The organism is Pseudomonas sp. REST10 (assembly GCF_029542605.1).
Taxonomy (GTDB): domain Bacteria; phylum Pseudomonadota; class Gammaproteobacteria; order Pseudomonadales; family Pseudomonadaceae; genus Aquipseudomonas; species Aquipseudomonas khazarica.
Map to the genome: position 1 here is coordinate 489,497 of NZ_CP035677.1, position 12,572 is coordinate 502,068.

Annotated in this window: 11 protein-coding genes; 8 read left to right on the forward strand and 3 right to left on the reverse strand. The window is 65.3% G+C overall.

The features are described 5' to 3' along the window. Positions 1-34: 34 nt before the first annotated feature. Positions 35-634, forward strand: coding sequence for a LysE family translocator (locus EWH21_RS02275; RefSeq protein WP_175254426.1), 600 nt, complete (start codon positions 35-37; stop codon positions 632-634). 61 nt (positions 635-695) lie between these two features. Here EWH21_RS02275 and dadR read toward each other — a convergent pair whose 3' ends face one another. After that, positions 696-1,184, reverse strand: a complete 489-nt coding sequence (gene dadR / locus EWH21_RS02280; RefSeq protein ID WP_037052716.1) for a transcriptional regulator DadR — start codon at positions 1,182-1,184, stop codon at positions 696-698. Between the two features lie 157 nt (positions 1,185-1,341). Between dadR and dadA the strand changes: the two genes are divergently transcribed. From dadA to EWH21_RS02310, 6 genes are all read left to right on the forward strand, one after another. Further along, a complete protein-coding gene (dadA, locus tag EWH21_RS02285; protein ID WP_277699691.1) occupies positions 1,342-2,640 on the forward strand; it encodes a D-amino acid dehydrogenase in 1,299 nt (432 codons plus the stop codon). 39 nt (positions 2,641-2,679) lie between these two features. Continuing rightward, on the forward strand, positions 2,680-3,027 hold the full coding sequence (locus EWH21_RS02290) for a RidA family protein (protein WP_017361197.1): 348 nt from the start codon (positions 2,680-2,682) through the stop codon (positions 3,025-3,027). A gap of 186 nt (positions 3,028-3,213) precedes the next feature. Beyond that, positions 3,214-4,287: an alanine racemase gene (alr, locus tag EWH21_RS02295; RefSeq protein ID WP_277699692.1), complete on the forward strand. Its 1,074-nt coding sequence runs from the start codon at positions 3,214-3,216 to the stop codon at positions 4,285-4,287. 159 nt (positions 4,288-4,446) lie between these two features. Further along, complete coding sequence (locus tag EWH21_RS02300; protein WP_037052720.1) at positions 4,447-4,995, forward strand: cupin domain-containing protein; 549 nt, start codon at positions 4,447-4,449, stop codon at positions 4,993-4,995. A 113-nt stretch (positions 4,996-5,108) separates the two neighbouring features. Further along, on the forward strand, positions 5,109-5,531 hold the full coding sequence (locus tag EWH21_RS02305; RefSeq protein WP_037052724.1) for a c-type cytochrome: 423 nt from the start codon (positions 5,109-5,111) through the stop codon (positions 5,529-5,531). 126 nt (positions 5,532-5,657) lie between these two features. Then, a complete protein-coding gene (locus EWH21_RS02310) occupies positions 5,658-7,811 on the forward strand; it encodes an acetyl-CoA hydrolase/transferase C-terminal domain-containing protein (RefSeq protein WP_277699693.1) in 2,154 nt (717 codons plus the stop codon). Here the strand turns inward: EWH21_RS02310 and EWH21_RS02315 are convergent. Together EWH21_RS02315 and rep are read right to left on the reverse strand one after the other, a co-directional pair. After that, positions 7,808-8,380: a xanthine phosphoribosyltransferase gene (locus EWH21_RS02315; protein WP_037052729.1), complete on the reverse strand. Its 573-nt coding sequence runs from the start codon at positions 8,378-8,380 to the stop codon at positions 7,808-7,810. The two genes, EWH21_RS02310 and EWH21_RS02315, sit on opposite strands and share 4 nt — an antisense overlap. Positions 8,381-8,525: 145 nt before the next feature. Then, positions 8,526-10,535: a DNA helicase Rep gene (gene rep, locus EWH21_RS02320; RefSeq protein ID WP_047586067.1), complete on the reverse strand. Its 2,010-nt coding sequence runs from the start codon at positions 10,533-10,535 to the stop codon at positions 8,526-8,528. Between the two features lie 271 nt (positions 10,536-10,806). Between rep and EWH21_RS02325 the strand changes: the two genes are divergently transcribed. Continuing rightward, positions 10,807-12,480: a bifunctional diguanylate cyclase/phosphodiesterase gene (locus EWH21_RS02325; protein WP_150607528.1), complete on the forward strand. Its 1,674-nt coding sequence runs from the start codon at positions 10,807-10,809 to the stop codon at positions 12,478-12,480. The last annotated feature ends 92 nt before the right edge of the window (positions 12,481-12,572 follow it).

Sequence of the window (12,572 nt, forward strand, 5' to 3'; positions counted from 1 at the left end):
CTCTCTGAAATCGTTCGATAAATGAGAGGGTGTCATGGCACTTGAGCTGGTTGCGGTGTTTCTCGGGTTTGCGGTACCGATGGTCATCAGTCCGGGGCCGGGGAACACGGTGCTGGCCCTGTCCGGTGCTCGTTTCGGGGTGCGGGGTACCGGGCTGTTCTGGTTGGGGTTCGAGATCGGCAATGTGCTGCTGTGCCTGTTGTACGGCCTGGGTTTCGGAGCCCTACTCCTGGAGTACCCGCAGAGCCATACGCTGATGCTGTGGGCGGGGGCGGCCTACGTGCTGTATCTGGCCTGGGGCTTCTTCCGTTCCGCAGCACCTGGCGCCAAGCCCCAGACGGTGGAGCGCATGGGGCTGGTCAGCGGCATCGTCGCCGTGCTGCTGAACGTCAAGATCCACTCGATGGTGGCGGTCATGTTCGCCCAGTTCCTGCAGCCGGATCGGGCACTGGCGCCTCAGGTGCTGCTGCTGACGGGCGCCTTTCTGCTGGTGGGCATCGTCTGCCACTTCCCGTGGATCTACGGTGGGCAACTGATTCTGGGGCGCTTCACATCGGACCAGGCATTAAGGATACAGGGGCGGGTCTTCGGCGGCCTGATGGTCGCGGTGGCGGTGCATATGCTCTGGGTCTGAGCGACGCCCGGCCGTCCAGCGTCGCTCCCGTCGCCTCGGGCGCAGGCCCTGCCCCGCAGGGCTATTCCGGTACGGGCAGCTGCAGCGACTCTTTCACCTCTTCCATGACGATATAGCTCTTCGATTCGCGCACGTGCGGCAACTTGAGCAGGATGTCGCCGAGCAGCTTGCGGTAGCTGGCCATCTCGTTGATGCGTGCCTTCACCAGGTAGTCGAAGTCGCCGGAAACCAGGTGGCACTCCAGCACGTGCGGCAGCTTGAGCACCGCGCGGCGGAACTCCTCGAAGGTGTCGCCGGACTTGTAGTCCAGGCTGATCTCGACGAATACCAGCAGGCTGGCCTTGAGGTTCTGCGGGTTGAGGCGGGCGTGATAGCCCATGATGATGCCTTCGCGCTCCAGGCGGCGTACGCGCTCGGTGCAGGGCGTGGTCGACAGCCCCACGCGCTCGCCCAGTTCGGTGAAACTGATGCGCCCATCCTCCTGCAGGATGCGCAGGATGTTGCGGTCGATCTTGTCCAGTTCACGACGGCTTTGATGCTGGGTTCTCATGGGGAATCCGCCTCTGTAAAACGGCTTTTTGCCAAGAATTCTCGCCAAATATAGCTGTGTATATGGTGAAAAGCACTGCACGGCTCTTCCTATACTGCGCCCATCGACAACTCTGGTCCGTTACGTCCGTATCTCAAGGTGCGGCGGGGAGAAAAGCATGCGTGTTCTGGTTCTCGGCAGCGGTGTGATTGGTACCGCCAGTGCATACTACCTGGCCCGTCAGGGCTTCGAGGTGGTAGTGGTCGATCGCCAGGACGGCCCGGCGCTGGAGACCAGCTTCGCCAACGCTGGCCAGGTGTCTCCCGGCTATGCCTCGCCCTGGGCGGCCCCGGGCGTACCGCTGAAAGCCATCAAGTGGCTGCTGCAGAAGCATGCGCCGCTGGCGATCAAGGCCACCGGCGACGTCGACCAGTACCTGTGGATGGCGCAGATGCTGCGCAACTGCACCGCCAGCCGCTATGGGGTGAACAAGGAGCGCATGGTGCGTCTGTCCGAGTACAGCCGCGACTGCCTCGACGAGCTGCGTGCCGAGACCGGCATCGCCTACGAAGGCCGTCAGTTTGGCACCACCCAGCTGTTCCGCACCCAGGCTCAGGTCGATGCCGCCGCCAAGGACATCGCCGTGCTGGAAGCCTCCGGCGTGCCTTACGAGCTGCTCGACCGTGATGCCATCGCTCGCGTCGAACCGGCGCTGGCTGGCGTCAAGCACAAGCTGGCCGGTGCCCTGCGCCTGCCCAACGACCAGACCGGCGACTGCCAGATGTTCACCAACAAGCTGGCGGACATGGCCAAGGCGCTCGGCGTCGAGTTCCGCTTCGGCCAGAACATCCAGCGCCTGGACGCCGTGGGCGACCGCATCAACGGTGTATGGATCGACGGCAAGCTGGAAACCGCCGACCGCTACGTGCTGGCCCTCGGCAGCTACAGCCCGCAGCTGCTCAAGCCGCTGGGCGTGCGTGCGCCGGTCTACCCGCTCAAGGGCTATTCGCTGACCGTGCCGATCGTCAACGCGGACATGGCGCCGAAGTCGACCATTCTCGACGAGACCTACAAGGTCGCCATCACCCGTTTCGACAACCGTATCCGTGTCGGCGGCATGGCCGAGATCGCAGGCTTCGACCTGTCGCTCAATCCGCGTCGCCGTGAAACCCTGGAGATGATCACCGCCGACCTGTACCCGGAAGGCGGCGACCTGCAGCGTGCCGACTTCTGGACCGGCCTGCGCCCGGCGACCCCGGACGGCACGCCCATCGTCGGGGCCACGGCCTACCGCAACCTGTTCCTCAACACCGGGCACGGCACTCTGGGCTGGACCATGGCCTGCGGCTCCGGTCGCCTGCTCGCCGACCTGATGGCCAACAAGCGCCCGCAGATCAGCGCCGACGGCCTGGATATCTCGCGTTATTCGCGCAAGGCCCGCGAAGTGCACGGTGAGCCGCAGCCGCTGCGGACCTGATAGCCTCTGCGTTTTTGCAATCCAAGGAGTTCTACCCTTATGTCGATCCAGCGCCTGCACGTGGCCAAACGCTACAGCGAAGTGGTGATCCACAACGGCACCATCTACCTCGCTGGCCAACTGGCTGACGACTTCGATGGCGACATCCGCGAGCAGACCCGCCAGACCCTGGCCAACATCGACAAGATGCTGGCCGAGGGTGGCAGCGACAAGAGCAAGATCCTCTCGCTGACCATCTTCATCAAGGACATGGCCGACTACGACGGCCTCAACGCCGAGTACGACGCCTGGGTCGCGGACGGCCACGCGCCGGCGCGCGCCTGCGTCGAGGCGAAGATGTACAAGCCCGAAGTGCTGGTGGAAATGTGCGTGGTGGCTGCCGTCTGAGGCAGCCGCTCTGCGAACCCCGATTTGTGTTGGCTTTTCACCCGGCTCCCCTGCCGGGTTTTTTTTGCGACCGGCGCGGCGAGAGCAACGACGCTCCCGGTCGCGTTGAATGACGATGCGCGCTCCGCATTGCCGGGGCTGCGCGTCCCCCTATCGCCTCGGCGAACGACTGAGAGACAAGCAACCATGCGCCCTGCCCGTGCCCTGATCGACCTCGACGCCCTGCGTCACAACTACCAACTGGCCCGTGAGTTGAGTGGCGCCCAGGCCCTTGCCGTGGTCAAGGCCGATGCCTACGGGCATGGCGCGGTGCGTTGCGCCGAAGCGCTGGGGGATCTGGCCGACGGCTTTGCCGTGGCCTGCATCGAGGAGGCGCTGGTGCTGCGCGAAGCCGGCGTGCGTGCGCCGATCCTGCTGCTCGAAGGCTTCTTCGAGGCCGACGAGCTGGCGCTGATCGATCAGCATCAGCTGTGGTGCGTCGTCCACGCGCAATGGCAGCTCGAAGCCATCGAACAGGCACGCCTGAGCCAGCCGCTGACCGTCTGGCTCAAGCTCGACAGCGGCATGCACCGCGTCGGCCTGCACCCGGCCGAGTACCAGGCCGCCTACCGTCGCCTGCTGGCCAGCGGCAAGGTCAGCAAGATCGTGCTGATGAGCCACTTCGCCCGTGCCGACGAGCCGGCGTGCCCGCGCACGGCCGAGCAGCTGGCAACCTTCCAGCAGGCCCGTGAAGGTCTCGCGGCGGAAGTCAGCCTGCGCAACTCGCCGGCCGTGCTCGGCTGGCCGCAGGTGCCAAGCGACTGGGTGCGCCCCGGCATCATGCTGTACGGCGCGACGCCGTTCGAGGACGCCCAGGAGCAGGCGGCGCGGTTGCAGCCGGTGATGACCCTGGAATCGAAGGTCATCAGCGTGCGCGAATTGCCGGCCGGCGAGCCGGTGGGCTACGGTGCGCGCTTCGTCGCCGAGCGGCCGACGCGCGTCGGTGTGGTCGCCATGGGCTATGCCGACGGCTACCCGCGCCATGCACCGAGCGGTACGCCGGTGGCGGTGGACGGCCAGCTGACGCGCCTGATCGGGCGCGTGTCGATGGACATGCTGACCGTGGACCTCACCGATCTGCCTCAGGCCGGCCTGGGCAGCCGCGTCGAACTGTGGGGCAAGCAGGTGCTGGCCAGCGACGTGGCGCTGGCGGCGGACAGCATTCCGTACCAGATCTTCTGCAACCTGCGACGGGTTCCCCTGCTCTACAGCGGGCACTGAGCGGCAGGCGCCGCGCCCGAGCAAGGCGCTGGCGGGTGGGCCTCGGGGCGAGTGCGGATGAGTGGTGTGGGCGAGGATGAACGCAAGTGTTGTAAATTCCGAACGCTATGCCATGATACGGACACTTTTTCGCACCATACCCAAGGGGGGACTCCAGCATTGGACGTCGGCGTTCGACTGCAATCGATTCGTAAGCTCAAAGGCCTTTCCCAGCGTGAACTCGCCAAGCGGGCGGGGGTCACCAACAGCACCATCTCGATGATCGAGAAGAACAGTGTGAGCCCTTCCATCAGCTCGCTGAAGAAGGTGCTTGGCGGCATTCCCATGTCGCTCGTGGAGTTCTTCTCGCTCGACCTCGAGCAGGAGAACCAGACCCAGGTGGTCTACCGGGCATCCGAGCTGACCGACATCTGCAGCGGCGCCATCACCATGAAGCTGATCGGCAAGGCCCACCCCGGCCGCGCCATCGCCTTCCTGGACGAAACCTACCCGGCGGGCACCGACACCGGTGACGAGATGTACGCCCACGAGGGTGAAGAGGCCGGCATGCTGGTAGAGGGCAAGCTGGAACTGACCGTCGGCAACGAGGTGTTCGTGCTCGAAGCCGGTGACAGCTATTACTTCGAAAGCAGCAAGCCGCATCGCTTCCGCAATCCGTTCGACCAGCCGGCACGGCTGATCAGCGCCACGTCCCCGGCGAACTTCTGATCGACGACACTGCGACAATCTGGGTTGTTTCGGCCTGGGCTGCTTGCCGTTATACTGTCGCCCGCTCGCGAAACCGTGGCCGCGGGCGTGACTAGCCACGAAGAGGGTGTACCGTGAATCTGATGAAGAAAATGCTGGCAGTACCGGCTGCCGTATTGGCCCTGTGGGCAGTGACTGCTCAGGCCACGACCGATGAAGCTATCGCCGAGCGCCTGAAGCCGGTGGGCGAAGTGTGCATCATGGGTGAAGAGTGCAAGGGCGTCGAAACCGTGGCGGCCTCCGCCGGCGGTGGTGCGCGCACTGCTGACGACATCATCGCCAAGCACTGCAATGCCTGCCATGGCACCGGCGTGCTGGGTGCGCCGAAGATCGGCGATAGCGCTGCCTGGAAAGAGCGTGCCGACCACCAGGGTGGTCTCGACGGCATCCTGGCCAAGGCCATTTCCGGCATCAACGCCATGCCGCCGAAGGGCACCTGCGCCGACTGCTCGGACGACGAGCTGCGTGCTGCGATCCAGAAGATGTCCGGTCTGTAAGACTCGCTTCTTCCATGAAAAAACCGCCTTCAGGGCGGTTTTTTCGTTTCTGCCGGCACCATGCAACCATGCCGGCGACGACAGAGTCCAAGCTGCATTCGCCATGGATGTCGTGAGGAGCGCCAGATGCCGCACAGCTGTACCCTCGAGCAAGCCGTCGACCGTGTACTGAACGCGATCGATGGCCCCATCCATCTCGGCCTGCCGCTGGGGCTGGGCAAGCCCAATCGCTGGGTCAATGCACTCTATGCGCGGGTGCGGCAGATGCCCGAGCGCCAGCTGACCATCTACACCGCGCTGTGCCTGGCACGCCCGCGTGCCGGGCAGGCGTTGCAGCAGCGCTTCCTCGAGCCGTTCGTGGCGCGGGTCTTCGGCGACTATCCCGAGCTGGAGTTCCTGGCCGACCTGCACGGCGGCAGCCTGCCCGCCAATGTCAGGGTCGAGCAGTTCTTCTTCCAGCCGGGCAGCCTGCTCGAATGCGAGCCGGCGCAGCAGGACTACATCAGCAGCAACTACAGCCACGTCGCCCGTGACCTCAATGCCAAGGGGCTGAACGTGGTCGCCCAGCTGGTCGCCGCCGACGCCGGGCAGCCCGAGCACTTCAGCCTGAGCTGCAACCCGGACGTGACCCTCGACCTGCTACCGCTGCTGGAGCGGCGCCGCGCCGCTGGCGAGACGGTGCTCAGCGTGGCCCAGGTGCATGTCGACCTGCCGTTCATGAGCGGTGACGCCCTGGTGCCGCGTGACACCTTCGACATCCATGTCGCCGAGGACGAGCGCACGACGCTGTTCTCCACGCCGAACATGCCGGTATCGCTGCAGGATCACTGCATCGGGCTGCTGGCCAGCAGCCTGGTGCGCGATGGCGGCACCCTGCAGATCGGCATCGGCTCGATGGGCGATGCCCTGACGGCGGCGCTGATGGCCCGACAGGACGACAACGCCGGCTATCGGGCGCTGCTGCAGGCGCTGGGCGGCGCTACGTGGGCGCCGGAGATCGCCGCCAACGGCGGCCTGGAACCGCTCGAACAGGGCCTCTACGGCTGCAGCGAAATGTTCGTCAACGGTCTGCTGGCGCTGGCCGAAGCCGGCCTGGTCAGGCGTCCGGTCTACCCGGATCTGCGCCTGCAGCGTCTCGCCGACAACGCCGCACTGGACGAGCAGGGCCGCCCGCACAGTGTCCAGGCGCTGCTCGCTGACGGGCTGCCGGCGCAGCTGGGCGCGGCCGATCTGGACTGGCTGCTCGCCTGCGGTCTGCTGCAGGGCGAGGTGCGCTGGCAGGCCGGGCGCCTGCACCTGCCCGACGGCAGCTGGGTGGCGGCCGACCTGAACGATCCGCACACCCGCGCTTGCCTGCAACCCTATCTGGGCCGTGCCAGCGGCGGCGTGGTGCTGCATGGCGGCTTCTTTCTCGGGCCCGGCAGCTTCTACCGGCGCCTGCGCGAGCTGGACGACGCCGGGCGGCAACGCTTCGCCATGACCGGCATTCGCTACATCAACGAGCTGTATGGTCAGGAGGCGCTGAAGCGCCTGCAGCGCCGTGATGCGCGCTTCATCAACACGGTGTTCACCATGACCCTGCTGGGTGCCGGCGTGGCCGACCAGCTGGAGGATGGCCGGGTGCTCAGCGGCGTGGGCGGGCAATACAACTTCGTCGCCCAGGCACATGCGCTGGAGGACGCGCGCTCGATCCTGCTGCTGCGCAGCTGGCGTGAGTCGGGTGGCGAGCTCAGCTCCAATCTGGTCTGGGAATATGGCCATGCCACCATCCCCCGGCACCTGCGCGACATGGTGGTGACCGAGTACGGCATCGCCGACCTGCGCGGCAAGACCGACTCCCAGGTGATCGAGGCTCTGCTGAAGATCAGCGACTCACGCTTCCAGCCGCAGTTGATCGAGCAGGCGCAGCAGGCCGGCAAGCTGCCCGAAGACTTTCGCCTGGACGAGCGTTTCACCCGCAACCTGCCCGAGCGCCTGGAGGCGCTCCGCGAGCAGCACGCCGCGCTGTTCGCCGAATACCCGCTGGGCAGCGACTTCAGCGAGGTGGAGCAGGACCTGCTGCGCGCCCTGAACTGGCTCAAGCGCACACTGCGCCTGAGCGAGGTGCTGGAGCTGGGCAAGGCGACGCTCGATGCGCCGGAGCCGGAGGCCTACCCCGAGCACCTGCGGCGCATGGGGCTGGAGGCGCCGGATGGCGTGCGCGAGGCCCTGTACCAGCGTTTGCTGCTGGCGGGTCTGCAGGCGAGCGGCGCCGGTGAGGCCGGGCCGCGTTCGACCTAGTCGAGGAAGCGCACCTGGCCGTTCTCCAGCGCGGCGACGCGGGCCAGCGACTCGACGCGATAGCCTTCGCTCTGCAGCAGGTTGCGGCCTTCCTGGAAGGACTTCTCGATGACGATGCCGATGCCCGCGACCTGGGCGCCGGCCTGCTGGATCAGGTCGATCAGCGCCTTGGCGGCGTGGCCGTTGGCGAGAAAGTCGTCGATCACCAGCACCTTGTCGGCCGCGGTCAGGTGGCGTGCGGAAATGGCGATGGTGCTCTCGGTCTGCTTGGTGAAGGAAAACACCTTGGAGATCAGCAGGTCGTCCTTGAGCGTCAGCGACTGGAACTTGCGAGCGAAGATCACCGGGATGCCCAGCTCCAGGCCGGCCATCACCGCCGGGGCGATCCCTGATGCCTCGATGGTGACGATCTTGGTGATGCCCTGGCCCTTGAAGCGCTCGGCGAACTCGTGGCCGACCTGCTTCATCAGCAGCGGGTCGATCTGGTGGTTGAGAAAGGCATCGACCTTGAGCACCTGCTCCGACAGTACGATGCCTTCTTCGCGAATCTTCTGTTTCAGCGCTTCCACGCGGTTTCCTCTCAGATGAACGTAGCCCGGATGCAATCCGGAACGATGTCCCCGGATTGCATCCGGGCTACGGAATAAACCTGTTTTTTTGTCGCCTGCCGGAATCGGCGGGCCATCGCTGCGCGATGATGAAACTAGCTCCCGGCTATTTTTTCAGCATCGCGCGCATGTTGGCTAGGGCATCGTTGCCGCGCGCGGCCTTGGCTTCCACGGGGGCTTCTTCCTGGCCTTCCCAGACCAGGTCCTCCGGGGGCAGTTCGTCGAGGAAGCGGCTCGGCGTGCAGTCGATGATCTCGCCGTACTGCTTGCGCTTGGCGGCGAAGGTCAGTGCCAGGTTGCGCTTGGCGCGGGTGATGCCGACATAGGCCAGGCGCCGCTCTTCCTCGATGGTGTCGGCCTCGATGCTGGAGCGGTGGGGGAGAATCTCCTCCTCGAAGCCGATGATGTACACCGAGGGGAATTCCAGGCCCTTGGAGGCGTGCATGGTCATCATCTGCACACCCTCGGCGCCTTCTTCCTCTTCCTGCTGGCGCTCGAGCATGTCGCGCAGCACCAGCTTGCCGATGGCATCCTCGACGGTCATGTCACCGTCCTCATCCTTCTCCAGGGTGTTCTTCAGCGCATCGACGAGGAACCACACGTTGCCCATACGCGCATCGGCCACCTTGTCGCTGGAGGCGTTCTGCCGCAGCCAGTTCTCGTAGTCGATGTCCATCACCATGCTGCGGATCGCGGCGATCGGGTCGTTCTGCGCGCATTGCTGGCGCACGCCGTCCATCCAGCGCTTGAAGCGTGCCAGGCGCTCGGTGAAGCGGCTGTCCAGGTGTTCGCCGAGGCCGATCTCGTCGCTGGCGGCGTACATCGAGATGTTGCGCTGGCTGGCGTAGTTGCCGAGCTTCTCCAGGGTGGTCGAGCCGATCTCGCGGCGCGGCACGTTGATCACCCGCAGGAAGGCGTTGTCGTCATCCGGGTTGACCAGCAGGCGGAAGTAGCTCATCAGGTCCTTCACCTCCTGGCGGGCGAAGAAGCTGGTGCCACCGGAGAGGCGATAGGGAATCTGGTGGTGCTGCAGCTTCAGCTCCATCAGCTTGGCCTGGTAGTTGCCCCGGTAGAGGATGGCGAAGTCGCTGTACGGGCGCTGGGTGCGCAGGTGCTCGGTGAGGATCTCCAAGGCCACCCGCTCGCACTCGGCATCCTCGTTGCGCGTGCGGATCACGCGGATCTCGTCGCCATGGCCCATCTCCGACCACAGCTGCTTCTCGAACACGTGCGGGTTGTTGGCGATGAGGATGTTGGCGCACTTGAGGATACGGCTGGTGGAGCGGTAGTTCTGCTCCAGCATCACCACTTTCAGCGACGGGTAGTCCTCTTTCAGCAGCATCAGGTTTTCCGGGCGCGCGCCGCGCCAGGCGTAGATCGACTGGTCATCGTCGCCGACCACGGTGAACTGGTTGCGCATGCCCACCAGCATCTTCACCAGCAGGTACTGGCTGGCGTTGGTGTCCTGGTATTCGTCGACCAGCAGGTAGCGGATGCGGTTCTGCCACTTCTCGAGGATGTCGGCGTGCTCCTGGAACAGCGTCACCGGCAGCAGGATCAGGTCGTTGAAGTCCACCGCGTTGTACGCCTTGAGCGTGCGCTGGTAGTGCAGGTAGACGATGGCGGCGGTCTGCTCCTTGGGCCCGCGCGCGTTGGCCAGCGCCTCGTCGGGCAGGATCAGGTCGTTCTTCCAACTGTCGATGAGGTTCTTGATCTCGTCGGCACCGTCGTCGCCGGCATACTCCTTCTGCATGATGTCGGTGAGCAGCGCCTTGATGTCGCCGTCATCGAAGATCGAGAAGCCGGGCTTGTAGCCCAGGCGCGCGTATTCCTTGCGGATGATGTTCATGCCCAGGTTGTGGAAGGTGGATACGGTCAGGCCGCGCGCCTCGCTGCCCTTGAGCAGGGTGCCGACGCGCTCCTTCATCTCGCGCGCGGCCTTGTTGGTGAAGGTCATCGCGACGATGTGCTGGGCACGGATGCCGCAGTTCTGCACCAGGTGGGCGATCTTGCGGGTGATCACGCTGGTCTTGCCGGAACCTGCACCGGCGAGCACCAATAGTGGGCCGCCGACATAGTTCACGGCCTCTTGTTGCCGGGGATTCAGTCGGGACATGGGATCGTTCGCAGGAAAAATGGCCGCGCATTTTAACAGGCCTGGCGCGTTCTGCCGCGACCGTCCGGAACTGTGCTCTGGAGCACGGAATTGACTGACGGCGCGCTTGGTTAATCGGTGGATTCCAGTACTCTCGTTTCACTTGCCGGTTTATTAGCTATACCTCAGGATGTGCACCACTTTTCGCACGGATGTGATTGATTAGACGTCGATAACGGCGCGTTCAGGCGATGCAATTCGCCATCATCTTTGTGTCATTGGGGGAGGTTGCTTGTCCACGCTCGTCGAACCCTTGCGGTTGGTTCTGCTGTCGGAATCGCCAGACTGGGCGGAATTGTTGCGCGAGCAGTTGGGCGCTCTCGGGAGTGCTTCCCCGCTGATTACCGCGCCCTCCTGGGACGCTGCCAGCAGCCTGTTCGACGACCATGCCAGTGGTCTGGTGCTGGCCACCCCCGAGCGTCTGCCAGCCGCTCATCAATGCCCCTTGCCGATCGTCCTGCTGCTCGAAGAAGAACCCGTCGAGGAGCCATCCGGCGTCAGCGACTGGCTGGTGCGCGGTACGCTCAGCCTTGATGTGCTGCGTCGCTGCCTGCGCTACGTGCGCGAGCAGGGCAGTCTCAAGCAGACCCTGCAACGCCTGGCCGAGCAGGACCCGCTGACAGGTATCGCCAATCGCCAGGGCTTCCAGACGCTGCTCGCGGCGCGCCTCAGCGAATGCAACGGGCGTGGCCTGGTGCTGGGGCATCTCGATCTGGACAACTTCCGCCACGCCAACGATGCCCTTGGCTACCAGGCCGGAGACCGCCTGATCCTGCAGGTGGTGGCGCGTCTGAAGGGCCTGCTGCAGCCCTGCGATCAGCTGGCTCGGCTGGGCAGCGACGAGTTCGCCCTGCTGCTCGATGTGCGGCGCGACCCGCAGCGCGTCGAACGCCTGGCCGAGCGCGTCACCGAGGTGCTTGGCGAACCCTACTGGGTCGATGGCGAGAGCCTGCTGATCGGCTGCAGCCTCGGTCTCGCGCATGCCCGTGCCGGGGAGGGCGCCGACCCGCTGCTGTGGCACGCGCATATCGCCATGCAGCAGGCGAAGAACCAGCAGGGCTGCGTGTTCCACGTCTATGACGAGCGCCTGAACCGCAGTGCGCGCAGCCAGGCGGATCTCGAAAGCGAGTTGCGCCGCGCCCTGCGCCGCGATGAGCTGGAACTGCATTACCAGCCGCGTCTCTGCCTGAAGAGCGGGCGCATCGTCGGGCTCGAGGCGCTGGTGCGCTGGCAGCACAGCGAACGCGGCCTGCTCTCGCCCAACGAGTTCGTGCCCCTGGCCGAGGAAACCGGGCTGATCGTGCCGCTGGGCTACTGGGTGATCTCCCGCGCGCTACGCGACATGCAGTGGTTGCGCGGGCGCGGCCTGCCGTCGTTGCACATGGCGGTCAACCTGTCGTTCCGCCAGTTCCAGGACAGCCAGTTGCTGGCCACCCTGAGCCGCCTGATCGAGGAGCGTGGCGTCGAAGCGCAGTGGCTCGAATTCGAGCTGACCGAAACGGCGGTGATGCGCCGCAGCGATCAGGTGCAGCAGACCATGCTGGAGCTGGGACGCCTGGGCGTGCGCTTCTCCCTGGATGACTTCGGCACCGGGTTCTCCTCCTTCGTGCACCTCAACAACCTGCCGATCACCCTGCTGAAGATCGACCGCAGCTTCGTCGCCGGCATGGGCGAGCGCGCCGAGAACCGTCAGCTGGTGCGGGCGATGATCAACCTGGCGCACAACCTCAACCTCGAAGTGGTCGCCGAAGGGGTGGAGAACATCGAGCAGCTCGACATGCTGCGCCAGTTCGGCTGCGATCAGGTGCAGGGCTATCTGATCAGCAAGGCGGTACCGCTGGCCGAACTGGCGCGCTTTCTCGTGTTCGGCATGCGCCAGCCGCTGCTCGGCGGCGGGGGCGCCTAGCCCCGCGTCGCGCTACGGCAGGCAGGCTTCGCCGCCAACCGTGCAGGGTTGCTGTAGCCGCGCCGTTTTCCACTGGAAGCCCAGCACCAGGC

Bases quoted from the DNA above. Each gene is read 5' to 3' on its own strand.
- rep (WP_047586067.1), bottom strand. From the start codon at position 10,535: ATGTCCCGACTGAATCCCCGGCAACAAGAGGCCGTGAACTATGTCGGC.
- EWH21_RS02310 (WP_277699693.1), top strand. From the start codon at position 5,658: ATGCCGCACAGCTGTACCCTCGAGCAAGCCGTCGACCGTGTACTGAAC.
- EWH21_RS02275 (WP_175254426.1), top strand. From the start codon at position 35: ATGGCACTTGAGCTGGTTGCGGTGTTTCTCGGGTTTGCGGTACCGATG.
- alr (WP_277699692.1), top strand. From the start codon at position 3,214: ATGCGCCCTGCCCGTGCCCTGATCGACCTCGACGCCCTGCGTCACAAC.
- dadA (WP_277699691.1), top strand. From the start codon at position 1,342: ATGCGTGTTCTGGTTCTCGGCAGCGGTGTGATTGGTACCGCCAGTGCA.
- dadR (WP_037052716.1), bottom strand. From the start codon at position 1,184: ATGAGAACCCAGCATCAAAGCCGTCGTGAACTGGACAAGATCGACCGC.
- EWH21_RS02290 (WP_017361197.1), top strand. From the start codon at position 2,680: ATGTCGATCCAGCGCCTGCACGTGGCCAAACGCTACAGCGAAGTGGTG.